Origin of the sequence: Sphingomonas jinjuensis, from assembly GCF_014197105.1 — a bacterium.
In the GTDB taxonomy this organism is placed as follows: domain Bacteria; phylum Pseudomonadota; class Alphaproteobacteria; order Sphingomonadales; family Sphingomonadaceae; genus Sphingomonas; species Sphingomonas jinjuensis.
The window spans coordinates 250,806-276,888 of sequence record NZ_JACIEV010000001.1; the positions used below are offsets into that span (position 1 = coordinate 250,806).

Sequence of the window (26,083 nt, forward strand, 5' to 3'; positions counted from 1 at the left end):
ATTGGAGCCTGTCATGTCCTGCCGCTCGGCGATTGCCTGTCTCCTCGCCGCCCTAGCGGCAAGCGCGTGCACTAGGCCCGACGACGCCGCCAATCAAGCAACCCCCGCGGCCAGCGGCGAGGTCTCGTCGGGCGAGGTATCCGCCGCCGGCGGTGCGCCCGCCCCCTCGGCGGTGACGAAATTCGACCGCAGCCACGCTGGCGAGACGCCCCCTGCCGTCGCCTTCACCGACGCCGCTGGCCAGTCGGTCACGCTGTCGACGTTCAAGGGCCATCCGGTGCTGGTCAACCTGTGGGCGACGTGGTGCGCGCCCTGCGTCAAGGAATTGCCGACGCTCGACGCGCTGGCGAAGCAGGGCAAGCTGTCGGTCGCCGCGATCAGTCAGGACAGCGACCCCGCCAAGGCCGCCGCCTTCCTGAAGGAACGCAAGTTGACCGACCTCACGCCCTATCGCGACGAGAAGATGGGGCTCAGCCTCGCTTATCAGGCGACGTTGCCGATGACGGTGCTGCTGGGATCGGACGGCAAGGAAGTCTGGCGCAAGCTCGGCGACACTGACTGGACCGGGCCCGAGGCGGCGAAGATGCTGGCGGAGGCAAAGTAACCTCTAATCCTCCCCCGCCATTACCCTTCCCGTTCATGCTGAGCTTTTCGAAGCACATGAAGCAAACGCAGCGCTGGGGGCACGTCTTTGACAAGCTCAGGACGAACGGAGATTGGGGGTGCTCTGTGCTTAGCCCTCCGCATCTCCCAGAAACGGCGCCGCAAACTCCGGCCGCACCCGCAACAACCGCCCGGTCGCGCGGTCCAGCAATGCCCAGGTCGTCAGCGCCTCGACCAGCACCCGCCCGTCGTCGCCGGTAAACCGCACATGCCGGTCGAACCGAGCCCCCCGCAGCGCGCCGACCCACGTCTCCCCGATCGCGACCCCGCCGACGCCCAGATTGCCGCGGTAATCGATCTCGTGCCGGGTCACGACCCAGACATGCACCGCCTGGTGCTCCGCCGGCGCCACCGCCTCCCAGTGCGAGACCGCGACCTCCTGCACCCACTTCACCCAGACCACGTTGTTGACGTGGCCCAGCTCGTCGATGTCGACTGCTCGCGCGACGAAGCGGCGGGTGAAGCGGGTCACCCGATCAGCAGTCCGGCGAGTGCCGCCGACATCAGGTTGGCAAGGCTCCCCGCCGCCAGCGCGCGCAGGCCGAGCCGCGCGATGGTCGCCCGCTGGTTCGGCGCCAGGCTGCCGGTCACCGCCATCTGGATCGCGATCGACGAGAAATTGGCGAAGCCGCACAGCGCGAAGGTGACGATCGCGACCGTCCGCGCGCTCAGCTGGCTCTGCTTGCCGAGGTCGATATAGGCGACGAACTCGTTCAGCACGATCTTCTCGCCGAACAACCCACCCGCGATCCCCGCCTCGTTCCACGGCACGTTGAGCAGGAACATCACCGGCTGGAACACATAGCCCAGCAGCCCCTGGAAGCTGAGCGTCGGATAGCCGAACCACCCGCCGACCGTGCCGAGAAGCCCGTTGGCGAGCGCCACCAGCGCCACGAACGCCAGCACCATCGCGCCGACCGCCACCGCGAGGCGGACGCCGGTCTGCGCACCCTGCGCCGCCGCCATGATGAGATTCGCGGGCCGCTCCTCGTCGTGCGTCGCGTCGGGCAGCGGCTCGCCCGGCGTGCCCTCGGGCAGCAGCGCGGCGGGCCCGCGCCCGCTGATCCGCGCCTCGGCCAGCTCGATCTGGCGCGTCTCGTCGGGCACGTCGCCCAGCGGCAGCTCGCCCTCGGGCGCGACGGTCCGGTCGGGCATGATGATCTTCGCCATCAGGATGCCGCCCGGCGCCGCCATGAAGCTCGCCGCGAGCAGATATTCGATGCGGATTCCCATCGACGCATAGGCCGCCAGGATCGTCCCCGCGACGCCGGCCATGCCGCTGGTCATCACCGTGAACACCTGCGGCGGCGTCAGCCCCGCCAGATAGGGGCGGATGACGAGCGGCGATTCGCTCTGCCCGACGAAGATGTTGGCCGCCGCGCACAGCGATTCGACCTTCGACGCGCCGATCACCTTCTCGATCGCGCCGCCGATCCAGCGCACGATCAGCTGCATCACGCCGAGGTAGTAGAGGATCGACACCAGGCTGGCGAAGAAGATAATGACGGGCAGCGCCGCGATCGCGAAGCTGGTGCCGCCGACCGCCGGGCTGGCGAGATTGCCGAACAAGAATTGCGTGCCCTGCTGCGAATAGCCGAGCAGCGCCGACACGCCGCCCGACGCCGCCGCCAGCGCCGCGCGCCCCGGCGTCCAATAGAGCACGATCACCGCGATGATCGCCTGGAGCGCGAAGGCGCTGCCGACGACGCGCAGGCGGATCGCCCGCCGGTCGGTGGACAGCGCGACCGCGATGGCGAGGATCACGAGGATGCCGGCAAGGCCGATCAGCAGTCTGGTCATGTGCGTACCGCGTAAGCTGTCAAATGAGAACGCGGCCCCCCGCGCGAGGGCGCGACCATACACGCATGATCGCGGCGTTCCAGCGACTTCCGCTCAGGCGCAGCCTCGGCTACGACCCGTCGATGGACAGCCAACCCGCGCCCGCGATCCCGCGCTCGCTCTTCGCCTTCTCGATCTTCTACGGCGGCATGGTCTGCATCGCGGGCGTGCTCGGCAACAAGCAGGTGGCATTGGGGCCGCTCGCAGTCGAGGCGGGGATCTTCGCCTTCCTCCTCCTCGTTGTCACCTCCAGCGCGGTCGCGGAGCTGCATGGGCCGACGCTCGCCAACCGGCTGGTGCGGATCGGTTTCGTGCCGCTGATCGTGTCGATCCTGCTCTCCTTCGTCGTCCACGCGCTCCCCGCCTCGCCCGAGATGCGGCCCGCCAACCGCGATGCCATCCAGCTGGTGCTCGGCGGCACGTGGCGGATCTGGCTGGGGGGGATCATCGCCTACGGCATCTCGCAGACGCTCAACGTCACCATCTTTTCCTGGCTGAAGGGCCGCGAGGGCTCCGCCCTGCTCTGGCTCCGCGCCGGCATCGCCAGCGTGCTCAGCCAGATCGTCGACACGCTCCTGTTCGTCTCGATCGCCTTCCTCGGCGTCTTCCCGATCGGCGAGCTGCTGCTTGGCCAGATGATCGCGAAGGTCGTCCTGTCCGCCGTCCTGGTCCCGCCGCTGATCTACCTGTTCGTGGCGCTGGGGCGGAATCTGGATCGGGCGTAACCCGCCCGTCAGCTAGCCACCGTCATGCTGAACTCGATTCAGCATCTCCGGCGATGGCGCCGTTCCCTCTCAGGAAGATGCTGAACCAAGTTCAGCATGACGGCTAATTGGTGAGGGTCTTGGGAATGCAGCATACCCCCGCTAAAGGCGCGCCCATGACCGACTATACGCCCGACACCGCCCTCCTCGCCAAGGCCGAGACGCTCGTCGACGCGCTGCCCTATCTGCAGCGCTACGCCGGCCAGACCTTCGTCGTAAAGTACGGCGGCCACGCGATGGGCGATCCGGAGCGCCAGCGCGATTTCGCCGAGGACGTCGTGCTGCTGAAAGCGGTCGGCATCAACCCCGTCGTCGTTCACGGCGGCGGCCCTCAGATCGGCGCGATGCTCAAGCGGCTCGGCGTCGAATCGCAGTTCATCGGCGGCCTTCGCGTGACGGACAAGGCGACCGCCGAGATCGCGGAAATGGTCCTCGCCGGATCGATCAACAAGGAAATCGTGTCGTGGATCGCGCAGGCCGGCGGCCGCGCCGTCGGCATCTCGGGCAAGGACGCGGGGCTGGTTCAGGCGGAGAAGGTCGGCCGTCGCGACGCCGATCCGCTCCAGGGCATCGAGCGCCACGTCGATCTCGGCTTCGTCGGCGAGCCGGTCGCGGTCGACCGCAGGATCATCGACACCATTTCCGCCAGTGGCGCGATCCCCGTCATCGCGCCCGTCGGCCTGGGCGCCGACGGCCACACCTACAACATCAACGCCGACACCATGGCCGGCGCGATCGCCGCGGCGATGGGCGCGGCGCGCTTCTTCCTCCTCACCGACGTCGCCGGCGTTCTCGACAAGGCGGGCACACTGATGACCGACCTCGACCCTGCGCGCATCGCCGCGCTCGAGGCGGACGGCACGATCAGCGGCGGGATGATCCCCAAGGTCCAGACCTGCGTCGCCGCGGTCGAGGCGGGCGTCGATGCCGCGGTCATCCTCGACGGCCGCGTGCCCCATGCGATGCTGCTCGAAATCTTCACGTCGCAGGGCGCCGGCACACTGGTCCACGCGTGATGTCCAATCCTCCCCCGCCAGGGGGAGGACGAGCTGGCGTCCAAAGCCGGGAGTGGATCGCGTCACCCTGCACTGGCAACCAACTTCGACCTCGGCTAGGCGTCGGGGAAAGCCAGTCCGGAGCCGACGACCTTGCTGACGCTTACCATCATCCAGATCCTCCAGGTGCTGCTCGACGTGGTCTGGTGGATCCTCATCGTCCAGTTCGTGCTGTCGCTGTTGATCTCGTTCAACGTGATCAACACCTCGAACAACTTCATCCGCTCGCTCGCCGACGGACTCGATCGCCTGACCGATCCGCTCTACCGCCCGATCCGCCGCATCCTGCCGCCATCGGGCGGGCTCGATTTCGCGCCGATGGTGGTGCTGATCATCGTCATCATCCTCAGCCGGATCATCCTGCCCAACATCGCCGCGAGCATCCTGATGAGCAGCGCTGCGTGACGGCGCGGATCATCGACGGCAAGGCGCGCGCCGCCGCGCTGCGCGCCGATGTCGCCGGCCACGTCACCCATTTCGCCGCCCGCATCGGCCGCGCGCCCGGCCTTGCCGTCGTGCTGGTCGGCGAGGATCCGGCCAGCGGCGTGTATGTCCGGTCGAAGGGCAAGGCGACGCGCGAGGCGGGGATGGTCAGCGTCGAGCGCCGGCTGCCCGCCGACATCGACGAATGGGCACTGCTGGAGCTGGTGTCCGAGCTGAACGCCGACCCCGCGATCGACGGCATCCTCGTCCAGCTGCCGCTGCCGTCGCAGATCGACGCGCAGGCGGTGATCGGTGCGATCGACCCGGCCAAGGATGTCGACGGCTTCCACCCGGTCAACGCCGGGCGGCTCGCCACCGGCCTGCCCGCGCTCGTCCCCTGCACCCCGCTCGGCTGCCTCATGCTGCTGCGCGAAGCATATGACGGCAAGCTCGCCGGGCTCGACGCCGTCGTGGTCGGCCGCTCGAACATCGTCGGCAAGCCGATGGCGCAGCTGCTGCTCGGCGACAGCTGCACGGTGACGATCGCGCACAGCCGCACCCGCGACGTCGCCGCGCGGGTCCGCTCGGCCGACATCGTCATCGCCGCGGTCGGCATCCCGCATTTCATCGCCGGCGACTGGATCAAGCCGGGCGCGACGGTGATCGACGTCGGCATCAACCGCCTTCCCGATGGCCGCCTCGTCGGCGACGTCGACTATGCCGCGGCGGTCGAGGTCGCGGGCGCGATCACCCCGGTGCCGGGCGGCGTCGGGCCGATGACGATCGCGTGCCTCCTGCGCAACACGCTGGTCGCCGCGTGCCGCCGCGAAGGCCTGCCGGAGCCCGACGGCCTGTGATCGAGCTTTTCGTCTCGTCGCTGATCACCTTCTTCGTCGTCATCGATCCGCCCGGCTGCGCGCCGATCTTCGCCGGGCTGACCAGCGGCGCCAACGCGACGCACCGCCGGGCGATGGCGATCCGCGCGACCGGCGTCGCCTCGGCGATCCTGCTCGTCTTCGCGCTGTTCGGCGAAAGCCTGCTGCGCGGGCTCGGCATCAGCCTGGCGAGCTTCCGCATCGCCGGTGGCATCATGCTGTTCCTGATCGCACTCGAGATGGTGTTCGAAAAGCGCACCCAGCGCCGCGAGGACCGTGCCGCCAAGGTCGCGGAGACGGCGGAGGTCGAGGACGTCTCGATCTTCCCCATGGCGATGCCGATGATCGCCGGCCCCGGCTCGATCGCGTCGGTGATGCTGCTGATGAGCCGCAACGAAGGGATCGAGCGCAGCCTCGTCGTGCTCGCGGCGCTGGGATCAATCCTCGCGCTGACGCTCGTCGCCCTGCTGGCGGCGGGGACGATCATGAAGATCCTCGGCGCCAAGATCGAGGCGGTCATCACCCGCCTGCTCGGCGTCCTGCTGGCGGCGCTGGCGGTGCAGTTCGTGATGGACGGCCTGCAGGTGAGTTTGCACTAACAGTCCGCCCCACGAAGTGGCGTGGACTATTAGACCAAGATCGTCATGCTGAACTCGGTTCAGCATCCCCTCGCCGAAACCCCCGGCCCTCAATCGATCCGGTACAGCCGCAACGGCGACCCCTTGGGCATCGCCAGCGGCGTCAGCCATGCCGGCACCTGGTTATGCGCCAGCTGATCATAGAACCCGCCCGGATTGCGCGCACGGTACACCGTCGACTCCGCCATGTTCGGGCACACCATCAGCATCGTCGCGCCGTGCCGCTTCATGATCGCATGCGCCTGCGCCGCGGAACCGCCGAACGCATGCTGGACGTCGAGGATCGCGTCGCCGTTGCGGTGATAGGGCCCCGCGATCGCGCTGTGGTGGCTGACGGTGATCAGCCGCGGCCCCAGGTCGACGAAGGTGAATACCGTCTGCGCCGGATAGCGGTTGGTCGCCGCCAGCACCGTGGTGCGCAGGCACTGACCGGTCGAGAAATTGACCCGCTTGGTATAGGCGCTCGGCCGGTCGATCGGCAGCCACTTGATGGCAAGGCCAGCGAACAGGCCGGACACGACCAGGAACGCCGCCACCGTGCCGACCACGCGTACCAGCATGTTGCCGCTGTTGAGCAGCCGCGGCAGCAGCCACCACGCCAGCGCGGTCGCGCCCGGCACCGCCAGCATCTGCGCCGCCGGCCCCGCGCGCACCTGCCACAGCAGCATCAGGCTGGCGAAGGTGACGAACAGCGCCACCGCCGCCCAGCCGACCGCATGCTCGCTGCGCCGCGCGCGCCACGCGGCGACCAGCGCGCCGATCGCGCCGACCATGGGGAAGGCTGCGATCGGGAAGCCCATGCGGAACGGATGCTGATAGATCGGCTTCGCCTCGCGGACGTTGTTCAGCCAGTTCTTCTCCAGCTCCGGCGACACGCCCTCGGGCCGCCCCAGGCATTGCGGAAAGAAATGCACGAACCCCGCGACGATCACCCCGCCCGCCACCGCCGCCAGCACCAGCCGCACCCAGCGGTTGGCCGGGCTGACGAACGCCAGCACCGTCAGCAGCGCGCCTGCCGCGACCATCACGCTCAGCCACACCGGGGTCAGCGCGTCGCAGCGCATCGCCGCATTGGCGTAGGACGCGAACGCCGCATAGCCGAGCGCGCATCCGCCCCCCAGCGACGCGGCATAGGCCGCCAGCCGCCGCGCCTCGCCGCGATCCCACACCCAGCGCAGCGCGATGATCGCCCCCGCCATCGCGCAATAGGGCAGCATTTCCAGCCCGATCGCCAGGCTGATCGACGAGGCGATGCCGACCATCACCCCGCCGCGCACCTGACGCGGATCGCACAGCCCGGCGACGCTCAGGCTTAGCATCGCCAGCTGCCAGCCGTGATGATCGATCCGCTCGGGCAGGAACATCAGCATCGTCGCCGCGGTGCAGGCGAGCAGCACGATCGACAGCGGCCACGCCAGCGGATCGACCAGCCGGCGGACGGTCGCGCCAAGCCCCAGCATCGCGATCGACAGCGGGATCAGCGGCGCGATCCCCGCCGCCAGCCGCTCCGCCCAGACATTGCTGGTGAATAGGCGAAAGAACAGGATCAGCCCCGCGATCGGCAGGTCGACGATGCGGCTCCAGTGGATGTCAAAGCCCTGCGGCGGGTTCATCCGATACTGGCGCAGGTCGAACCAGCCCTGGCCCGCGAGCCACGCGCGCACCTGCATCATCCGCATATTGTCGTCGGTATCGCCCAGCGACAGCCAGCGGATCAGGTTCCAGCTGTCGTAGACGTGATACGCCGCGATCGCCGCCCAGGCGACAAGGGTCCAGCGCATCCAGTGGCGCGACAGGTCGACGAGGAGCGGATGGCGCGGCTGGTTCGACAAGTCTTTTCCTTCGCCTTCCGGCACTCTACTGGCCTGGGGCTTGGATCAGGCCGCGCTGCTGTATCGCGGGCACGGCAAAGGGCAAGACGGTGACCGCACTCCTCCATCGGCTGGACCGGATGCGCGAAAGCGGGCTGCTGGGACAGATCGTCCGCTTCGGCATCGCCGGCATCGCCTCGTCGCTGATCTATTCCGCCGTCTACCTGCCGCTGACCTTCTGGGTCTTCCCGCGCGAACATGCCGTCTATGCGGTGCCGTTCGCCTTCGCCGTCGCGGTGACCTGCGGCTTCTACATGCACAGCCGGTGGAGCTTCAGGGATCACGGCACCCGCCGGCGCGGCGGCGGCCAGCAGGCGAAGTTCGTGGCGGTGCAGGCGTCGGGCATGCTACTCAACGCCGTCGTCACCTGGATCGGCACCGCATTGCTCGGCTACCCCGCCTGGGTGCCGCTGATCCCCGCGATCCTGCTCGCGACGATCGTCACCTTCCTCCTCAACCGCTATCTGGTATTCGCCTGACATGGATCGCATCGTCTACGACCGCATGGCGGCACATGATTCCACCCATTGGTGGTATCGCGCGCGGCGCGACATCCTCGCCGATTACCTGACCCGCTACGGCGATGTGCCCAAGGGCGCGCGGATCCTCGAAATCGGCTGCGGCACCGGCCACAACCTGCCGATGCTCAGCCAGTTCGGCGCGGTCGAGGCGATCGAGATCGATCCGGCCGCGCGAGAGATCGCCAGCGAGCGGCTCGGCCGCCCCGTCGGTGACGCGCCGCTGCCCGCGCTGCCGGGGATCGAGCGCGGCGCCTACGACCTCGTCGCCGTCCTCGACGTCGTCGAGCATATCGAGGACGACGTCGCCGCGCTCGCCGCGATGAAGACGTTGCTGAAGCCCGGCGGCAAGATCCTGATCGCGGTGCCCGCGCACCAGTGGATGTGGAGCGCGCACGACGTCGTCAACCACCACCATCGTCGCTACTCGAAGGCGACGCTGAGGAAGGCGATCGAAACCGCCGGCCTGCGCCCGAAGAAGCTGACCTACTTCAATTCGCTGCTCTTTCCCCTTGCCGCCGCCGCACGCATCGCCGGCCGCCTGACGGGCCGCGACGACAGCGACGATTCGCCCCCCGCCAAGCCGCTCAACACGCTGTTCGAGCGCATCTTCCGCCTCGAACGCCATGCCGTCGGCCGCCTGCCGCTGACCCCGGGCGTGTCGATCGTGACGCTGGCCGAGCCGGCGTAACGCTCGGTCCGGCGCCGCGCCTCCCTTTGCTATCCCCGCGAAGGCGGGGATCCATACTGGCTGATGCCGATGGGTCTCACAAAGCCCAGTGATGATGGTTTCCCGCCTGCGCGGGAATGACGAGCCTCCCTCACCGTTCGTGCCGAGCACAGTCGAAGCACCTGCCGCAATACGACCGCTCGACAGAACTACTCCGCCGCTGCGCGCTCCACAGCCTCGAACTCGGGCGACGGCTCGGCGGCATTGAACCCCAGCGACGAATGCCCCTTCACCGGCCCGGCGATGTCCGCGACCAGATACAGCGGCCGCCGCTTCGCCTCGATATACAGCCGCCCCAGATATTCGCCGATCATGCCCAGCACGAACATCTGCACCGCCGACAGCACGACGACCACCAGCATCGTCGACGTCCAGCCCTGCACCGAATCGCCCTCGAAATACCCCCAGGCGATGTAGAACAGCAGCAGCAGCGCCACCCCCGCCAGCATCACCGACGCATGGCTGGCGAAGCGCAGCGGCGCGGTGGAAAAGCCGGTGACGGCATCGAACGCCAGCCGCACCATCTTGCCCAGCGGATAGTTGGTCTCGCCCGCATGGCGCTCGGCGCGATCATAGGCGAAGGGCACCTGGCGGAACCCGACCCAGGCCACCATCCCGCGGATGAAGCGCGCCTGTTCGGGCATCGCCAGCAGCGCGTCGAGCGCGCGGCGGCTCATCAGCCGGAAATCGCCGGTGTCGAGCGGGATCGGCGTGTCGGTGACGCGGTCGAGCACGCGATAGAAGATCGACGCTGTCGCCTTCTTGAAGATCGTCTCGCCCTGGCGCTGGCGGCGCACCGCATAGACGACGTCGGCGGACTGCTCGGCCATCGCCCGGCGCATGTCGGCGAGCAGCTCGGGCGGGTCCTGAAGGTCCGCATCGATAACCAGGATCTGCGCGCCCGAACACAGGTCGAGCCCCGCGGTCAGCGCCAGTTGGTGGCCATGGTTGCGCGACAGGTTGATCGCCACCAACCGCGGATCGCTCGCCGCCAGCCTGCGCATCACCGCCCAGCTGTCGTCGCGGCTGCCGTCGTTGATTAGGACGATCTCGTAATCGTCCCCCACCGCCGCGCGTGCCGCCGCGCTGACCCGGCTGTGCAACAGCTCGAGGGTCGCAGCCTCGTTATAGCAGGGGACGACGACGGAGAGGGCGGGACGCTGCATCGCCGCCCGCTATAGCGGCGATGGCGGGGCGGCGGCAAATGGGTCGTGCGCCGACGCAACAGCCGCCCCCAACCAACCGTCATGTTGAACGTGGTTCAGCATCTCTCGCCGTAACGCTCGCGGCCCAAGATGCTGAAACAAGTTCAGCATGACGACGGTAAGGGGACCAGCGAAAGGCCTATGCCCCCGCCCGCGCCCGCTCCTCGGTCAGTCGGGTCATCATCGACAGCGGCATCGCCCCCGACGCCAGCACGCCATAGAACGCCTTCAGGTCGAAGCGCTTGCCCTGGATCGCCTGCGCCTTGGCCCGCGCCGCCAGCCAGGCGGCGTGGCCGATCTTGTAGCTCGTCGCCTGCCCCGGCATCGTGCAGTAGCGCTCGATCTCGCGCTGCGCCCGGCCCGGGGTGAAGCCGACCGTCTCGACGAAATACTGCGTCGCCTGCTCGCGGGTCCAGCGCTTGGCATGGATGCCGGTGTCGGCGACCAGCCGCGCCGCGCGGAACAGGAAGGATTGCAGATACCCCGCCCGCTCGATCGGCGAGGCATAGCCGCCCAGCTCGTCCGCCAGCTGCTCTGCGTAGAGCGCCCAACCCTCGGTATAGGCGCCGAAGAAGCCGATCTTGCGCAGCACGTGCGTCGGCGCCTGATTGGCGATGGTGATCTGCAGGTGATGCCCCGGCACGCCCTCGTGATAGGTCAGCGAGGGCAGCGTGTACTTGGGCCAGTCGTCGACGCTCTTCAGGTTGATCCAGTAGATCGCCGGCCGCGAACCATCGAGCGGCGCGCGATAGTAATAGCCGTTCGACGCGCCGTCCTGGATCTCGACCGGCACCGCGCGGATCTCGAGCGGGGCGTTGGGCGGGTTGGTGAACGCCTGCGGCAGCTTCGCCTGCATCGCCCGGGCGCTGCGGTTCAGCTCGGCAATCAGCTCGGTACGCCCCGCCGCCGTATCGGGATAGCGCTGCGCGGCGGTGGCGTTGAGCTGCGCCAGCCGCGCGCCGACGCTGCCCGTCGCCAGGCCCTGCGACTTCAGGATCGTATCGAGCTGCCGCGACAGGTCGGCGACCTGCTCCAGCCCCATGCGATGGATCGCGTCGGCGGTCAGGTCGGTGGTCGTCGACGCCTTCAGCGCCTCGGCATAGATGGCGTCGCCCTGCGGCACCGCCCACAGCCCCGCCTCCTTGCGCGCCGAACCGCGCAGCCGCTTGACCAGCGCGATCTGGCGGTCGAGCGCCGGATAGACGCTGTCGGCGACGATCTTCGCCGCACGGGGACCGTAATCGCCCGACAGTCCCGCCGCCTTGGCGCGCCGGGTCAGCGATTCGACCAGCCCGCTCGCCTCCGGCGCCGGGCTGCGCAGCTTCGCCATCTGCCCCAGCGCCAGGTCGAGCGCGAAGTCGGGCGCCAGCAGCCCGCGCTTCGCATCCGCCCCCTGCACCTGGCTGTCCATGTCGAGCGCCGCCCCCATCTGCGACAGGCGGCTGAGATACGCCTCGGCATCGGCCGCGGTCGTCACGCTGTGCGTAGAGTTGAGGAAGTCGGGCAGGTCGAAATAGACGCCGCGCTGCTGAGTGATGCGATAGGGCTGGGTCGGCGAGGCGATGCCGAACCGCTCGGGCCCGACGATGCCCTGCGCCAGCGAATACAGGACCACCTCGCGATCGATCCGCGCCGCGGCCGACAGCGTGGCGGGGTCGATCGCCCTGACCATCGCCTCGGCCCGCTTGTTGCGCGCCAGCGACGCCTTCAATGCGGCGGGAGAATTGTCGGTCAGCTGCGATTTCAGCGCGGCATTGGCGCCCTTGTCGAGCCCGAGCTGGGTCGCCATCTGCGGGTTGGCGGCCAGCCGCTCGGCAAAGATCGCATCGAACGCCGCGGTCAGCCCGGCATCCCCCGCCGTCCCCTGCGCCCGCGCCCACGGCGCCAGCGCGAACCCGGCCACGGCCGCGCCGCTGGCGATGAAATGACGGCGATCCATGCGCTTGTCCCTCTCGATGCGTTATGATCCCCCAGCGTTACCTCCCTCACCCCGCCCCCGCCAGAGCGATGATCGCGCCGGGCACATGCCGAAATGGCGGTGGGCGAGGACTTGCTGTTCCCAAAAAGGATCGAGAAATGGGAAAATTAATCTGCCGGGCGCCAGTCGGCGATTATCCTCATAGGGTCGATAAAGCTTGACCTCATGTTCGGTATATATAACACTGAGTCATCTTCAATCGACTCGGGGGTCGGTATGGCATGGCGTGAGAAGCAGGCGTGGTTGGCGCTGTCGGTGATGGTGGTGGCGTACGGTGCCTATTTCGCCTTGGTTACGGCGTCAGAACGATCAATGCTCGACATGTTGCTGTTGTTCGGTGGCGTCGCGATCGCGCAGGCAGTTATCATGATCGTCGGAAGTATCCTGTTGGCGGTTCAGGCGGGCAAGGAAGCCCGAGCCAAAGCCGACGAGCGGGATCGGGCGATCGATCGACGCGGCACCCGCATTGCCTATTTCGTACTGCTGACTGGCATGATCGTCGTCGGCGTCGTCATGCCGTTCAGCAAACAAGGATGGCAGATTAGCAACGCAGCCCTACTGGCTTTGGTCGCTTCCGAAATAGTCCGGTACGGCGTCGTGGTGGCGAGCTATCGGCGGGGCTGGCATGGTTGAGGGCAGGATTACCAACCAGCTTCGCACCTTGCGCTTTCTAGCCGGTGAAATGACCCAAGCGGAATTAGGTGAACGCATCGGAGTAACACGTCAGACCATCGCTGCGATCGAGCAGGGTAAGTACTCGCCGTCTCTCGAAGCTGCCTTTCGCATAGCCAAGGTCCTTGGAAAGCCTCTCGACGAAGTATTCCGGTGGGAAGATTAGCGGTGCTTCGGGGCGGTCACAATCAGTGAGGGTCATTTCCCCGATTGGGGAGGGTCCGCGAGACGGCCCGGTCATTCCCATGAAAATTGAGAAAGGGGGCATTGTGTATGGCCCTCGGCTGGAGTGCGATTCATCGCGAGGTGAAGGATGACGACGGACCACTCTTCGGGCTGGGAGGCAGTCTCTAACCAGTTCATAGCCATCCGTTCTCAGGTCGGGGCGGCGTTGGTTCGGGATTGGGCGAAAGATCGTCTCCCTCAATCGGCTGCAATTTTGGACATCGGATGCGGCTCCGGCGTGCCAATCGCTCAAGCGTTAGTGGGCGACGGCTATTCCGTATGGGGAATCGATGCGTCACCTTCCCTGATTTCGGCATTCCGGTTTAACCTTCCCGGCATGCCCGCTGTCTGCGAGACTGCTCAGGACAGTTCCTTCTTCAACAGAACCTTCGCGGGTGTGGTCTCAATAGGACTCATTTTTCTGCTTGGTGAGGACGATCAGCGGAAGCTCCTCACCCGCGTGGCCGATGCGCTGGAACCCGCCGGACGATTTCTATTCAGCGCCCCACTGGAGGCATGCCGTTGGCATGATACGCTAACGGGCCGTGTATCGACGTCGCTGGGGGCGGCAGCATACGCTGCGCACCTTATCAGCGTGGGGCTTCAATTGGATGACTTCCGATCCGACGAAGGCAACAACAACTACTACGAGGCGGTCAAACCTATCTGACGTGTCGCCATAGGCATTCCCGCAAACGAACCAATGACGGGAATCTCGTAGAGCCGACCACGCTGACGGACGGCTGCGGTTTCCGCTTTCCCGAAACCTGTTCCCGATTGCCTTTTCCCGAAACGCCCGCCCGGTGACGGGGAAAAGGGAAATCAACCACCGCCGCTAAATCCGCTCCACCATATTCACCGCGTCGGTCGCGCGCAGCGCCGCCATCATCCGCATCAGCTGCTGGACGTCGTGGACCTCGACGTCGATCGTGTTGGTGTGGAACGCCGCGTCGCGGGTGTCGAGGCGCAGCGCGATGATGTTCGCCTTGTGCGCGCCCATCACCGTCGCGATCACGCCCAGCGCGCCCGGCTCGTTCTTCACCTGCACGCTGATCCGCGCGACCGCGCCGACCGACTTGTCGCCCCAGTCGACGTCGACCCAGTCGGTCTCGTCGGTGCCGCGTTCCGCCAGTTCGGACAGGACGGGACAGTCGATCGCATGCACCTCGATCCCCGCATCCGGGCGGCGCAGCCCAACGATGCGGTCGCCCGGCACCGGATGACAGCATTGGGCCAGGTCGAAGGCGACGCCCGGCGTCAGCCCCTTGATCGAGATCGCGCTCGACTGCGGCGCCAGCGGCGGCAGGTCCGCCCCCGCCGATCCGGGCATCAACGCCTCCATGACCGCGACGTCGGACAGCGTCCGTCGCGCGATCGCCGCCATCAGCGCGGTCTCGTCGGGCAGATGCAGGCGGCGCAGCGCCGGCTGGATCGCGTCGGCGCCGATCGGCGCGGGTAGGCGGGTGACGATGTCGTCGTAGATCTTGCGCCCCAGCGCCACCAGCTCGTCGCGCTCCTTGTGGCGCAGGTGGCGGCGGATTCCCGCCAGCGCCTTGCCGGTGATCGCGAAGTTCAGCCAGTTGGGCTGCGGCGCCTGCGCCTTCGATCGCAGCACCTGCACCTGGTCGCCGTTCTCGATCACCGTCGACAGCGGCACGACGCGGCCGTTGATCTTCGCGCCCACCGCCTGGTCGCCCAGGTCGGTGTGGACCGCATAGGCGAAGTCGATCGGCGTCGCGCCCTTGGGCAGCTGCACCAGCTCGCCCTTGGGCGTGAAGGCGAAGATGCGATCCTGGTACATCGCCATCCGCGTATGCTCGAGCAGTTCCTCGGGCGTGGCGGCGGTGTCGAGGATCTCGACGAGGTCGCGGATCCAGCTGTGGTTGGTGTCGGCGCGGACCTTACCTTCCTTATACGCCCAGTGCGCGGCCAGCCCGAATTCGGCCTCGGCATGCATCTCGGGCGTCCTGATCTGGATCTCGATACGCGCATTGTCGCTGTGGATGACGCTGGTGTGCAGCGATCGATAGCCGTTGCGCTTGGGCGTCGAGATGTAGTCCTTGAACCGCCCCGGCACCATCGGCCAGCGCTGGTGGATGATCCCCAGCGCGCGGTAGCAGTCCTCGACCGTCGGCACGATCGCGCGGAACGCCATGATGTCCGACAGCTGCTCGAAGCTGATGTGGCGCTCGGCCATCTTGCGCCAGATCGAATAGGGATGCTTCTCGCGCCCCGTCACCTCGGCGTCGATCCCGGCACGGCCCAGCACCTGGGTCAACCCCTTGCCGATCTTGGCGATCTTGTCGCCGTCGCCCTCGTTCAGCTGCTGCAGGCGGCGCGCGATGCTTTCATAGGCTTCGGGCTCGAGCTGCTGGAAGGCGAGCGTCTGCATCTCCTTCATGAACTCGTACATGCCGATCCGCTCGGCGAGCGGGGCATAGATCTCCATCGTCTCGCGGGCGATGCGCTTGCGCTTGTCCGGATTCTTGATGAAGTGCAGCGTGCGCATGTTGTGCAGCCGGTCGGCCAGCTTGACCAGCAGCACGCGGATGTCGTCCGACATCGCCAGCAGGAACTTGCGCAGGTTCTCGGCGGCGCGCTCGCTCTCGGTCTGCGCCTCGATCTTCGACAGCTTGGTGACGCCGTCGACCAGCCGCGCGACGTTGGTGCCGAAAATACGCTCAATTTCCTCCGACGTCGCCACCGTATCCTCGACGGTATCGTGGAGGATCGCGGTCGCGATCGTCTCGTCGTCGAGCCTCAGGTCGGTGAGGATGCCCGCCACCTCGATCGGATGGCTGAAATAGGGGTCGCCGTTGGCGCGCTTCTGGGTGCCGTGCGCGTTGACCGAGAAGACATAGGCGCGGTTGAGCAGCGCCTCGTTGGCATCAGGATCGTAGTCGAGGACCCGATCGACCAGTTCATATTGCCGCAGCACGCCGGGCTAGATGGCCCGACGTGCTGCCGCTTTGCAATCTATTGTTGCTTTAGCGTGCAACGGCAGAGGCATCGACGCTGGCCGGCTTCGCCTTCGCGTTGCACTTCGCCAGCGCATCGGCGTCGAGCGGCTTGCCGCCGACGGTGAAGCTCGACAGGCCGCCGGCGGTCTCGGCGACCAGCTGGCACAGCACCTGTGCGCGCTCGGGCGCCTGTGCCGCGATGAGCACGCCGCCGCGATAGCGCCACGCCGCCGAGCGGGTGACGAAGGCGGTCTTGGTCGGCTGCGCCTGCGGCACGGCGACGTAATAAGCGGTGGTGGTCTGCGTCGCGGCGGGGGCAGCGGCGAGCACGACCGAGGAGAGCGCGGCGAGGAGGGTAAGGGTCTTCATCGAAATTCTCCCTGTTGGAAACGAGTTGCGATTCGCTACCTAGCATCGATTTAGTGCGCTGCAGCACAGGTTGCAACTAGAAACTCATTGGGGCTTCGCGACGGCGGCCATTTGCGCTAGGCTGGTGCCCGAGAAGAGGATGACGATGGGTAAGCTGCGCGAGAAACTGTCCGAGTGCAGCCTGCCGGCCGCGCTGGAGGCGATGGGGGAGCGCTGGTCGTTCCTGATCCTGCGCGCCGCGTTCAACGGCCTGCATCATTTCGAGGAATATCAGTCCGAGCTGGGCATCGCCCGCAACATTCTGGCGAACCGGTTAGGCCGGCTGGTCGAACACGGCATCCTGGTGCGCGAGCCGATGCCCGACGACCGCCGCAAGATTCAGTACACGCTGACCGACAAGGGCGCGGCGCTGTTGCCGACGATGATCGCGCTGCGCCAGTGGGGCGAGCGCTGGGCGACCTGCGTCAACGCCTCGCCGGTGCTGGTCGACCGCCGCGACCACCGGCCGATCCGGGACATCGCCGTCCTGTCGCACGACGGCCGGACGCTGACGAAGGCCGACCTGCTCTGGGTCCTCCCCGCCGACGTCGCGCATGACCACGACCACGCCGAGGCGGCGGAGTAGCTCCACGATGAAATCCTCCCCGAGCTTGGCTCGGGGAGGGGGACCGCCGCCGAAGGCGGTGGTGGAGGGGCGATGCCCTGTCCTTAGCCCCTCCACCACTCGCTGCGCGAGCGGTCCCCCTCCCCCAGCAAGCTGGGGGAGGATTTCGAAAAAATCACACCAGCAGCCTTGCGCCCACCACCACCAGCGTCACCGCCAGCACCGGCACCAGCACCCGCTCCGACACCTTCGCCGCGACCAGGCTGCCGACGATGATCCCCGGCACCGAACCGATCAGCAGCGACACCAGCAGGCTCGCGTCCACCGTTCCCATCGATGCATGGCCGAGTCCCGCGAGCAGCGTCAGCGGCACCGCATGCGCGATGTCCGACCCCACCAGCCGCGCCACCGGCGCCCGCGGATAGAGGACCAGCAGCGCCGTCATCCCCAGCGCGCCCGCCCCCACCGACGTCAGCGTCACCAGCACGCCCAACACTACGCCGAGCAGCGTCGTCAGCCATGCCACCCGCGTCGACGGCAATCCCTGGAAGCGGTGGGTCAGCCGCGACACGATCTGGCCGCGAAAGAAGGTAGCGATCCCCGTCAGCACCAGCGCCGCGCCCAGCACCACGGTGATCGTCTCGTTGACCGCTTCGGTCCGCGCATCGGCGGCGTGGATCGCCCACAATGTCAGCAGCGTCGCAGGCAGGCTGCCCGTCGCCAGTCGGCGCGTGATCGTCCAGTCGACGGTGCCCTTAGAGCCATGGACCCCCGTCCCCACCACCTTGGTGCCCGAGGCATAGAGCAGGTCGGTGCCGACCGCGGTCGCGGGATGGAAGCCGAAGGCGAGCACCAGCAGCGGCGTCATCAGCGATCCGCCGCCGACCCCGGTCATGCCGACGAGCAGCCCGACGAAAACGCCCGCCAGCGAATAGAGCGGCTGGAGATGGATCACCGGCGGCGGCGGTTCACGGGCGTCAGCCGGCGCTTTGCGACGGGGTGTTGACGCCCATCGAGGTCAGGTATCGCTTCACGTTGCGCGCCGCCTGGCGCAGTCGTTGCTCGTTCTCGACCATTGCGATGCGCACGAAGCCTTCCCCGTTTTCGCCGTAGCCCACTCCTGGCGCGACCGCGACGTGAGCGTGAGTCAGCAATTGTTTGGAGAACTCAAGGCTACCTAGGTGCTGGAGCGCAGGCGGCAGGGGGGCCCACGCGAACATGCTCGCCTTGGGGCTAGGGATGTCCCAGCCGGCGCGGGCGAAGCTCTCGACCATCACGTCGCGGCGCTTGTGATACAGCTGTCGGTTGCGCTCGACGATGTCCTGCGGCCCGTTCAGCGCCGCGCACGCCGCCGCCTGGACGGGGGTGAAGGCGCCATAGTCGAGGTACGACTTCACCCGAGTCATCGCCGCGATCAGCTTCTTGTTGCCGACCGCGAAGCCGATCCGCCACCCGGCCATCGAATAGGTCTTGCTCAGCGAGGTGAACTCGATCGCGACGTCCTTGGCGCCCTTCACCTGAAGGATCGAAGGCGTCGGATTGCCGTCGTAATACAGCTCTGAATAGGCAAGGTCGCTGATGATCCAGACCTCGTTCTCCTTCGCCCACGCCACCAGCCGCTCGTAGAAGGGCAGGTCCACCGCCTCGGCGGTCGGGTTCGACGGATAGTTGACGACCAGGATGCTCGGGCGCGGCACGGTGAACGCCATCGCCCGTTCCAGACTCTCGAAATAGGCGTCGTCGGGCGTCGTCGGCACTGCGCGGATCGTCGCGCCCGCGATGATGAAGCCGAAGGTGTGGATCGGGTAGGACGGATTGGGCGCCAGCACGACGTCGCCCGGCGCGGTGATCGCGGTGGCGAGGCTGGCGAGCCCCTCCTTCGACCCCATCGTCACCACGACCTCGGTTTCGGGATCGATGTCGACGCCGAAGCGGCGGCCGTAATAATTGGCCTGCGCGCGGCGCAGCCCCGGGATGCCCTTCGACTGCGAATAGCCGTGCGCATCGGGCTTGCGCGCGACTTCGCACAGTTTTTCAATGACATGCTCGGGCGGCGGCAAGTCGGGATTACCCATGCCCAGGTCGATGATATCCTCGCCGCCGCTCCGCGCCTGCGCCCGCATCGCGTTGACCTCGGCGATCACATAGGGGGGCAGGCGCTTGATGCGGTAGAATTCATCGTCGGACATGATGCAGGGACCTTTCGAGCGCGGTTGTAGCCCAGCCGCACGCGTCCCGTCACCCCGGCGTGGCAAATCCCACCGTCATCCCGGCCTCGAGCCGGGATCCAGCGTGCCGCAAGCGACTGACATGCCCCTTTAGCTCAGCCGCCCGCCGCAAGCTGGATCCCGGGTCAAGCCCGGGATGACGGAGGCTCCCCCCCACGACCACTGAAACGGGTTCAGCCCGCCGCCGCTTGCCGCTAGGACGACCTAGGGAGACGATGCCATGACCGACGCACCGACGACGCCGAGCCTCGCCGAGCTGCAGCACTGGACCTGGGTGATGGGCCGGGCGCAGCAGATGATGATGGAGGCGGGCCTCGCCGCGATGAAGGACGCGCCGACCAGCGCCTTCACGTCGCCGTTCGTCGACCCCGCCGCGATGACGCGCGTCACCGATTTCTGGCGCGACAGCCTGACGCTGTGGCAGCGCTTCCTCGACCCCGCCAACGCGCCGGCCGCCGCGGAAGAGCCCGCCGCCCACGCCCGCGACAAGCGCTTCAAGGCGGCGGCCTGGCGTGAGAATCCCTTCTTCGACTGGGTTCGCCAGAGCTATCATCTGGTGTCGGACCACATGCTGAAGGGCGTCGACGCGCTCGAGGGCGTCGACGCCAGGCAGAAGGAACAGCTGAAGTTCGCGACCCGCGGGCTGGTCGAGGCGATGAGCCCGTCGAATTTTGCCGCCACCAATCCCGAGGTGATCGCCAAGGCGATCGAGACGAACGGCGAAAGCCTGCTCAAAGGCTTGCAGAACATGCTCGCCGATCTCGGCAAGGGCCAGCTGACCCATGTCCAGGACGGCGCATTCGAGGTCGGGCGCAACCTGGCGACGACGCCGGGCAAGGTCGTCAAGCGCACGCCGCTCTACGAGCTGATCCACTACGCACCCACGACCGAGAAGGTGCTGAAGACCCCGCTCGTCATCTTCCCGCCGTGGATCAATCGCTTCTACATCCTCGATTTGACGCCCGAGAAAAGCTTCATCCGCTGGTGCGTCGACCAGGGGATCAGCGTCTTCATGGTGTCGTGGAAATCGGCCGATGCCAGCATGGCCGACGTCAAGTGGGACGATTACGTCACCGCGCAGATCGATGCGGTCGACACCATCCGCGAGGCTCTCGATGTGCCGAGCGTCCACACCATCGGCTATTGCGTCGCCGGCACCACGCTCGCCGCGACCCTGGCGCTGCTGACGGCGCGGGGGCAGGCCGACAAGGTCGCCAGCGCCACCTTCTTCACCGCGCAGGTCGACTTCACCCGCGCCGGCGAGCTGCAGAACTTCGTCACCGACGAACAGCTGGCGACGATCGCCGCGCTGTCGCCCGAGGGCTATCTCGACGGCCGCTACATGGCCGCGACCTTCAACCTGCTGCGCGGGCGCGACCTGATCTGGAACTACGTCACCAACAACTATCTGCTCGGCCAGGATTATGCGCCGTTCGACCTGCTCCACTGGAATGGCGACACGACCAACCTGCCGGCGAAATGGCACCTGTCGTACCTGTCCGACCTCTACCGCGACAACCTGCTGGTCCAGCCGGGAGCGCTCAGCGTCGACGGTGCGCCGCTCGACCTGACGAGGGTGGAAACGCCCGCCTATGTCCAGGCGGGACGAGAGGATCACATCGCGCCGCCCGAAAGCGTCTGGTCGATCACGCGGCTGTTCAAGGGGCCGTTGCGCTTCGTCCTTGCCGGATCGGGGCACATCGCCGGCGTCGTCAATCCGCCCGCGGCGGGCAAATACCAATATTGGACCAACGACGCGCCCGCGGGCACCCTCCAGGAATTCGTCGCCGGCGCATTGGAAACGAAGGGCAGCTGGTGGCCCGATTGGATCGACTGGCTGCGCCAGCGTGGCGCAGACACCGTTGCGGCGACCGGCGCACGCGTGCCCGGCCAGGGCAATTTGCCCGCGATCGAGGATGCTCCCGGCAGCTATGTGAAGGCGCGCTGACCCCACCCGTCCAGGCTGATGTTGCACTGCACAAATATTGCTTGAAATAAATCGACCCCGCGATTATTGTGCATCGCAGCATTATGCTGGAGTTGGATGCGATGCCCGAGAACGACACCAAAGCCGCGGTCGCCGACAAGGCCGCCGTGCCGGCCAAGTCGGGTGCCAAGGCGAAGTCGGTCGCCGCGACGACGGCAGTGCCCGCGATCCTCGCCGCGCCCAAGCCGGGTGCGCCGAAGCCGATCGTCGAGCCGGCGGCCGTCGCAGCGCCGGTGGCCGCAACCACCCCGCCCCAGCCCGCTCCGTCGAAGCCGGCTCCGCCGGTTCGCAAGCCGGCCGCCAAGAAGCCGGTCGGCGCGGCGAAGGCGCCCGTCGCCGAAGCGACGAAGCCCACCGCAGCGCCGAAACCCGCCGTCCCGATGTCCGTGACGGCCCCCGCAGTGAAGGAAAGCACCATGGACACCGTCAAGAACACCGCCGAGACCCTCACCAACAAGGCGCAGGCCTTCTTCGCCGGCACTACCGACCGCACCAAGGGCGCCGTCGAGAAGAGCCAGCAGATGTTCTCCGAGGCGAACGACTTCGCCAAGGGCAACGTCGAGGCGCTGATCGAATCGTCGAAGATCGCCGCCAAGGGCGCAGAGGACATCGCGCGCTATTCGACCGACTATGCCCGCCAGACCGTCGCCCAGGCGAACGAGAACGCCCGCAAGTTCGCGTCGGTGAAGTCGCCGACCGAGTTCTTCCAGCTGCAGTCGGAAATCGCTCGTGGCGCGGTCGACGCGCTCGCGACCGAGACCGCCAAGTTCACCGAGAACTATCTGAAGCTGATGGGCGAGGTCGTCCAGCCGCTGTCGAACCGCTTCGCGCTCGCCGCGGAGAAGGTGAAGACCGCCGCCTAAGCGAACCGGCGCGCCGCTCTTCGTGGGGCGAGCAGCGACCAAGGGGGCGGCCGCCACGATGCGGCCGCCCTTTTTCGTTGTCGCAGCCCCCTTGCCCGACCCCCCGGCAATGCCATATTTTGCAGCGACGTGATGATCATCGATTCAACCACCATGGCCGGCCCGTCCAACACGGGTGACGAGGATGACGGCGCCGGCAACGGCACCGGCCTTGCCACCAAGACGCGGACACGCACCAAGCAGCCGACGCCATATCGCGTCCTGATGCTCAACGACGACTATACCCCGATGGAGTTCGTCGTCCTGTGCCTCCAGCGCTTCTTCCGCATGGACATGGAGGCGGCGACTCGCGTCATGCTCCACGTCCACCAGAAGGGCGTCGGCGTCTGCGGCGTCTTCAGCTACGAGGTGGCGGAGACGAAGGTCGGGCAGGTGATGGACTTCGCCCGCCAGAACCAGCACCCGCTGCAGTGCACGCTGGAAAAGGCTTGATCGCCTAACCGGCGTGGCGCGGCGACGGCGGATACCGTTGCCGTTTGCGGGCACGCCGCTTATTCGACCGCGATGGATCGCATTCTCATCCGCGGCGGCCGCCGCCTCGAAGGTCGCCTGCCCATTTCGGGTGCCAAGAACGCCGCGCTGACGCTGATGCCGTGCGCGCTGCTGACCGACGAGCCGCTGACGCTGCGCAACCTGCCGCGCCTTGCCGACGTCGACGGGTTCGGCCACCTGCTCAATCAGCTCGGCGCCTCGACCCAGATCGAAGGCACCAGCCCGCAGGACTTCGGCCGGGTGATGACGATCCGCGCCGGCAAGCTGACCAGCACCGAAGCGCCCTACGATATCGTCCGCAAGATGCGCGCCTCGATCCTCGTGCTTGGCCCCGTGCTGGCGCGATCGGGCGAGGCGCGGGTATCGCTGCCCGGCGGCTGCGCGATCGGCAACCGGCCGATCGACCTTCATCTGAAGGCGCTGGAGGCGATCGGTGCCGAGCTGGAAATGGCGGCGGGCTATGTCCGCGCCAAGGCGCCGGGCGGGCGACTGCCCGGCGGTCGCTATCGCTTCCCGGTGGTATCGGTCGGCGCGACCGAGAACGTCGTGATGGCTGCCGTGCTGGCGCGTGGCACCAGCGTCATCGAGAATGCGGCGCGCGAGCCCGAGATCGTCGACCTGTGCCGTTGCCTCGTCGCGATGGGCGCCTCGATCGACGGCATCGGCACCGAAACGCTGACGATCGAGGGCCGCGACAAGCTGCACGGCGCCACCTACGCGGTGATGCCCGACCGGATCGAGGCGGGCAGCTACGCCTGTGCCGCGGCGATCACCGGCGGGCGGCTGGAACTGGTCGGTGCCTGCGCCGAGGACATGGGCGCGACGCTATCGGCGCTGGCCGATGCGGGCGTGCTGGTCGAGCTGCGCAAGGGATCGGTCTGCATCTCCGCGTCCGAGCCGCTCCGCCCGCTGACGCTCTCGACCGCGCCCTTTCCCGGCTTCGCCACCGACATGCAGGCGCAGTTCATGGCGATGCTGACGATGGCGGAAGGCGCCAGCGTGCTGACCGAAACGATCTTCGAGAACCGCTACATGCACGTCCCCGAGCTGGCGCGCATGGGCGCCGACATCCAGGTGACGGGCCGCACCGCGATCGTGCGCGGCGGGACGAAGCTGGTCGGTGCGCCGGTGATGGCGACCGACCTGCGTGCCTCGATGAGCCTGATCCTCGCCGGCCTCGCCGCCGAAGGCGAGACGAGCGTGGCCCGCGTCTACCACCTCGATCGCGGCTACGAGCGGCTGGAGGAAAAGCTGTCGGCGGTCGGCGCCGATATCGAACGCGTCAGCGACGGCTGACCCGCCGACCCAAGCCCGTCATGCCGAACTCGTTTCGGCGTCTCGCCGTTGTGGTGCTCGCCACCAGAGATCCTGAAACGAGTTCAGGATGACGAACGCCTACGCGATGCGCTCCGGCACCTCGGCGGCATCCGCCGCAACCGCCTCGGCGGGCGCCATCGCTTCCCAGGGGAAGACGTACCAATCCTTGGTCACCGTCCGATCGAGCGTGCGCGCGCGGTAATCGACGCGCTGGGTCGACACGACATTGTCCATCAGCGTCGCGAAGCGGATCGAGCCGTCGGGCGCGCCAGCCGCCGCCAGCTTGTCGCGCAGAACGCCGATCGTGCGCCCCGAATCGTTGATGTCGTCGACGAACAACAGCCGCTCGCCATCCACCGTCCGCCGGGCGAGGCGGACCAGCACCTCGTCGGCGAAATCCTTGACCTGGCTCGACAGGTCGCACGACAGCGTCGGCAGGCCGGTGGCGTGGCTCAGATAGACCGCCGGCACCAAACCCCCGCGACCGACGCCGATGATATAGGTCGGCCGCCAGCCGCCATCGCTCGTCACCGCTTCGGCCAGCGCGCGAACGTCGGCGACGAAGGCATCGTGATCGATCGGCGTGTAGACCGGCATCACCGCGCCTCCGCGACATAGGCGTCGAGCCGCGCCAGATGCGCCGCCACCGCGGCATCGTCGAGGAAGCTGCCGAGGAAGCTGTTGCGCGCGAGCCGCGCCAGATCCTGCCGCGACAGCCCCCGCGCCTCGGCCGCAGCGACGTAGTTGTCGGCGACATAGCCGCCGAAATAGGCCGGATCGTCGGAATTGACCGTGGCGCGAATTCCCTCCGCCAGCATCCGGTCGATCGGATGATCGGCCATGTCGTCGACGACGCACAGCTTCAGGTTCGACAGCGGACAGACGGTCAGCGTCATCCCCTCGCGCGCCAGCCGCGCGGTCAGCACCGGGTCCTCCAGGCTGCGATTGCCATGATCGAGCCGGTCGACGCCGAGTAGGTCGAGCGCCTGTTCGACATACGCGGGCGGGCCCTCTTCGCCCGCATGCGCGACGAGCCGAAGCCCCTTGGCCCGCGCCGCGGCGAAGACGCGCGCGAACTTCTCGGGCGGATGCCCAAGCTCCGACGAATCGAGCCCGACCGCGGCGATCCGGTCGAGCCACGGCTCCGCCATCGCCAGCGTCGCGAACGCGCTCTCCTCGTCGAGGTGGCGCAGGAACGACATGATGAGGCGCGAGGTGATGCCATGCTCGGCTTCCGCCTCCTCCATCGCCGACAGCAGCCCGCGGATCACCGTGTCGAACGCGATGCCGCGATCGGTGTGGGTCTGCGGATCGAACATGATCTCGGCATGGACGACGCCATCGGCGGCGACGCGGGCGAAATAGGCGGCGGCCAGATCGTGGAAGTCCGCCTCGGTCACCAGGACGTTGGCGCCCTGATAATAGATGTCGAGGAAATCCTGGAGGCGCGAGAAGCTGTAGGCGGCGCGCACTTCGTCGATGCTGGCGAAGGGGATGGCGACACCGTTGCGCTGCGCCAGCGCGAACATCAGCTCGGGTTCGAGACTGCCTTCGATATGGAGGTGGAGTTCGGCCTTGGGCAGGCCGGCGATGAAGGTGCCGAGATCGCTCATGGCACCTTCATCGCGTGGGCAGGCGTGGGGGGCAAGGCCGGTGTGGCCGCCCCTTTGCCCAATCGTCATGCTGAACTCGTTTCAGCACCTCCGAGAGGCGGACGCCGGGCCAACCCCCAGGAGGTGCTGAAACA

General features: G+C 67.4%; 27 protein-coding genes. 16 read left to right on the forward strand and 11 right to left on the reverse strand.

Translation table 11 applies throughout. The features are described 5' to 3' along the window. The first annotated feature begins 13 nt into the window (after positions 1-13). Positions 14-604 (forward strand): TlpA family protein disulfide reductase, encoded by a 591-nt coding sequence (locus GGQ80_RS01150; RefSeq protein ID WP_183981893.1) that lies wholly within the window; start codon positions 14-16, stop codon positions 602-604. A 129-nt stretch (positions 605-733) separates the two neighbouring features. On the opposite strand, the gene GGQ80_RS01155 is transcribed toward GGQ80_RS01150, so the two are convergent. Further along, complete coding sequence (locus GGQ80_RS01155) at positions 734-1,135, reverse strand: acyl-ACP thioesterase domain-containing protein (RefSeq protein WP_183981894.1); 402 nt, start codon at positions 1,133-1,135, stop codon at positions 734-736. Next, positions 1,132-2,463 (reverse strand): NupC/NupG family nucleoside CNT transporter, encoded by a 1,332-nt coding sequence (locus tag GGQ80_RS01160; RefSeq protein WP_183981895.1) that lies wholly within the window; start codon positions 2,461-2,463, stop codon positions 1,132-1,134. Before GGQ80_RS01160 ends, GGQ80_RS01155 begins: the two co-directional genes overlap by 4 nt. A 122-nt stretch (positions 2,464-2,585) precedes the next feature. On the opposite strand from GGQ80_RS01160, the gene GGQ80_RS01165 reads away from it, so the two are divergent. From GGQ80_RS01165 to GGQ80_RS01185, 5 genes are all read left to right on the forward strand, one after another. Beyond that, positions 2,586-3,227: a queuosine precursor transporter gene (locus GGQ80_RS01165; RefSeq protein WP_183981896.1), complete on the forward strand. Its 642-nt coding sequence runs from the start codon at positions 2,586-2,588 to the stop codon at positions 3,225-3,227. Between the two features lie 155 nt (positions 3,228-3,382). Further along, positions 3,383-4,282, forward strand: coding sequence for an acetylglutamate kinase (argB, locus tag GGQ80_RS01170; protein WP_183981897.1), 900 nt, complete (start codon positions 3,383-3,385; stop codon positions 4,280-4,282). A 132-nt stretch (positions 4,283-4,414) separates the two neighbouring features. Next, on the forward strand, positions 4,415-4,726 hold the full coding sequence (locus tag GGQ80_RS01175) for a YggT family protein (RefSeq protein ID WP_183981898.1): 312 nt from the start codon (positions 4,415-4,417) through the stop codon (positions 4,724-4,726). Next, positions 4,723-5,601 carry a bifunctional methylenetetrahydrofolate dehydrogenase/methenyltetrahydrofolate cyclohydrolase FolD gene (folD, locus tag GGQ80_RS01180; RefSeq protein WP_183981899.1) on the forward strand — a complete coding sequence of 293 codons (879 nt, stop codon included), beginning with the start codon at positions 4,723-4,725 and terminating at the stop codon, positions 5,599-5,601. The genes GGQ80_RS01175 and folD overlap by 4 nt, the downstream gene beginning before the upstream one ends. After that, a complete protein-coding gene (locus GGQ80_RS01185; RefSeq protein WP_183981900.1) occupies positions 5,598-6,218 on the forward strand; it encodes a MarC family protein in 621 nt (206 codons plus the stop codon). Before folD ends, GGQ80_RS01185 begins: the two co-directional genes overlap by 4 nt. 89 nt (positions 6,219-6,307) lie before the next feature. On the opposite strand, the gene GGQ80_RS01190 is transcribed toward GGQ80_RS01185, so the two are convergent. After that, on the reverse strand, positions 6,308-8,038 hold the full coding sequence (locus GGQ80_RS01190; RefSeq protein ID WP_183982429.1) for an AcrB/AcrD/AcrF family protein: 1,731 nt from the start codon (positions 8,036-8,038) through the stop codon (positions 6,308-6,310). A 140-nt stretch (positions 8,039-8,178) separates the two neighbouring features. Between GGQ80_RS01190 and GGQ80_RS01195 the strand changes: the two genes are divergently transcribed. After that, positions 8,179-8,607 (forward strand): GtrA family protein, encoded by a 429-nt coding sequence (locus GGQ80_RS01195; protein WP_343050730.1) that lies wholly within the window; start codon positions 8,179-8,181, stop codon positions 8,605-8,607. Position 8,608: 1 nt separating this feature from the next. After that, complete coding sequence (locus tag GGQ80_RS01200; protein WP_183981901.1) at positions 8,609-9,337, forward strand: class I SAM-dependent methyltransferase; 729 nt, start codon at positions 8,609-8,611, stop codon at positions 9,335-9,337. Positions 9,338-9,525: 188 nt separating this feature from the next. Here GGQ80_RS01200 and GGQ80_RS01205 read toward each other — a convergent pair whose 3' ends face one another. After that, positions 9,526-10,542 (reverse strand): glycosyltransferase family 2 protein, encoded by a 1,017-nt coding sequence (locus tag GGQ80_RS01205; protein WP_183981902.1) that lies wholly within the window; start codon positions 10,540-10,542, stop codon positions 9,526-9,528. Between the two features lie 178 nt (positions 10,543-10,720). Continuing rightward, positions 10,721-12,520 carry a DUF885 domain-containing protein gene (locus GGQ80_RS01210; RefSeq protein WP_183981903.1) on the reverse strand — a complete coding sequence of 600 codons (1,800 nt, stop codon included), beginning with the start codon at positions 12,518-12,520 and terminating at the stop codon, positions 10,721-10,723. A gap of 282 nt (positions 12,521-12,802) precedes the next feature. Between GGQ80_RS01210 and GGQ80_RS01215 the strand changes: the two genes are divergently transcribed. From GGQ80_RS01215 to GGQ80_RS01225, 3 genes are all read left to right on the forward strand, one after another. Further along, positions 12,803-13,192 (forward strand): hypothetical protein, encoded by a 390-nt coding sequence (locus GGQ80_RS01215; RefSeq protein WP_246346771.1) that lies wholly within the window; start codon positions 12,803-12,805, stop codon positions 13,190-13,192. Beyond that, positions 13,185-13,397 carry a helix-turn-helix transcriptional regulator gene (locus GGQ80_RS01220; protein WP_183981904.1) on the forward strand — a complete coding sequence of 71 codons (213 nt, stop codon included), beginning with the start codon at positions 13,185-13,187 and terminating at the stop codon, positions 13,395-13,397. Before GGQ80_RS01215 ends, GGQ80_RS01220 begins: the two co-directional genes overlap by 8 nt. Before the next feature lie 147 nt (positions 13,398-13,544). Beyond that, positions 13,545-14,126: a class I SAM-dependent methyltransferase gene (locus GGQ80_RS01225; protein WP_183981905.1), complete on the forward strand. Its 582-nt coding sequence runs from the start codon at positions 13,545-13,547 to the stop codon at positions 14,124-14,126. 165 nt (positions 14,127-14,291) lie between these two features. Here the strand turns inward: GGQ80_RS01225 and GGQ80_RS01230 are convergent, their stop codons facing one another. Continuing rightward, positions 14,292-16,394 carry a RelA/SpoT family protein gene (locus GGQ80_RS01230; protein WP_183981906.1) on the reverse strand — a complete coding sequence of 701 codons (2,103 nt, stop codon included), beginning with the start codon at positions 16,392-16,394 and terminating at the stop codon, positions 14,292-14,294. A gap of 49 nt (positions 16,395-16,443) precedes the next feature. Continuing rightward, positions 16,444-16,785 carry a CC_3452 family protein gene (locus tag GGQ80_RS01235; protein ID WP_183981907.1) on the reverse strand — a complete coding sequence of 114 codons (342 nt, stop codon included), beginning with the start codon at positions 16,783-16,785 and terminating at the stop codon, positions 16,444-16,446. A gap of 145 nt (positions 16,786-16,930) precedes the next feature. Between GGQ80_RS01235 and GGQ80_RS01240 the strand changes: the two genes are divergently transcribed. Further along, complete coding sequence (locus tag GGQ80_RS01240) at positions 16,931-17,410, forward strand: winged helix-turn-helix transcriptional regulator (RefSeq protein ID WP_183981908.1); 480 nt, start codon at positions 16,931-16,933, stop codon at positions 17,408-17,410. A gap of 154 nt (positions 17,411-17,564) precedes the next feature. Here GGQ80_RS01240 and GGQ80_RS01245 read toward each other — a convergent pair whose 3' ends face one another. Together GGQ80_RS01245 and GGQ80_RS01250 are read right to left on the reverse strand one after the other, a co-directional pair. Continuing rightward, positions 17,565-18,341: a TSUP family transporter gene (locus tag GGQ80_RS01245; protein WP_183982432.1), complete on the reverse strand. Its 777-nt coding sequence runs from the start codon at positions 18,339-18,341 to the stop codon at positions 17,565-17,567. Positions 18,342-18,366: 25 nt separating this feature from the next. Beyond that, positions 18,367-19,578 (reverse strand): LL-diaminopimelate aminotransferase, encoded by a 1,212-nt coding sequence (locus tag GGQ80_RS01250; RefSeq protein ID WP_183981909.1) that lies wholly within the window; start codon positions 19,576-19,578, stop codon positions 18,367-18,369. A gap of 259 nt (positions 19,579-19,837) precedes the next feature. Here GGQ80_RS01250 and GGQ80_RS01255 point away from each other — a divergent pair, with 259 nt between their 5' ends. The 4 genes from GGQ80_RS01255 to murA all read left to right on the forward strand — a co-directional run bounded on the left by GGQ80_RS01255 (position 19,838) and on the right by murA (position 24,315). After that, positions 19,838-21,565 carry a PHA/PHB synthase family protein gene (locus GGQ80_RS01255; protein ID WP_183981910.1) on the forward strand — a complete coding sequence of 576 codons (1,728 nt, stop codon included), beginning with the start codon at positions 19,838-19,840 and terminating at the stop codon, positions 21,563-21,565. Positions 21,566-21,666: 101 nt separating this feature from the next. Continuing rightward, positions 21,667-22,467: a phasin family protein gene (locus tag GGQ80_RS18385; protein ID WP_246346772.1), complete on the forward strand. Its 801-nt coding sequence runs from the start codon at positions 21,667-21,669 to the stop codon at positions 22,465-22,467. Positions 22,468-22,599: 132 nt separating this feature from the next. Next, entirely contained in the window at positions 22,600-22,959 is a 360-nt protein-coding gene (clpS, locus tag GGQ80_RS01265; RefSeq protein WP_425506007.1) for an ATP-dependent Clp protease adapter ClpS, read from the forward strand. Positions 22,960-23,031: 72 nt separating this feature from the next. After that, the gene (gene murA / locus GGQ80_RS01270; RefSeq protein WP_183981911.1) at positions 23,032-24,315 is read left to right on the forward strand and encodes a UDP-N-acetylglucosamine 1-carboxyvinyltransferase; all 1,284 of its coding nucleotides are present in this window, start codon (positions 23,032-23,034) and stop codon (positions 24,313-24,315) included. A gap of 99 nt (positions 24,316-24,414) precedes the next feature. Here the strand turns inward: murA and GGQ80_RS01275 are convergent, their stop codons facing one another. Both GGQ80_RS01275 and GGQ80_RS01280 read right to left on the reverse strand, forming a co-directional pair. Continuing rightward, on the reverse strand, positions 24,415-24,933 hold the full coding sequence (locus tag GGQ80_RS01275) for a phosphoribosyltransferase (protein ID WP_183981912.1): 519 nt from the start codon (positions 24,931-24,933) through the stop codon (positions 24,415-24,417). Next, complete coding sequence (locus tag GGQ80_RS01280) at positions 24,933-25,949, reverse strand: adenosine deaminase (RefSeq protein ID WP_183981913.1); 1,017 nt, start codon at positions 25,947-25,949, stop codon at positions 24,933-24,935. Before GGQ80_RS01280 ends, GGQ80_RS01275 begins: the two co-directional genes overlap by 1 nt. Positions 25,950-26,083: the final 134 nt, after the last annotated feature.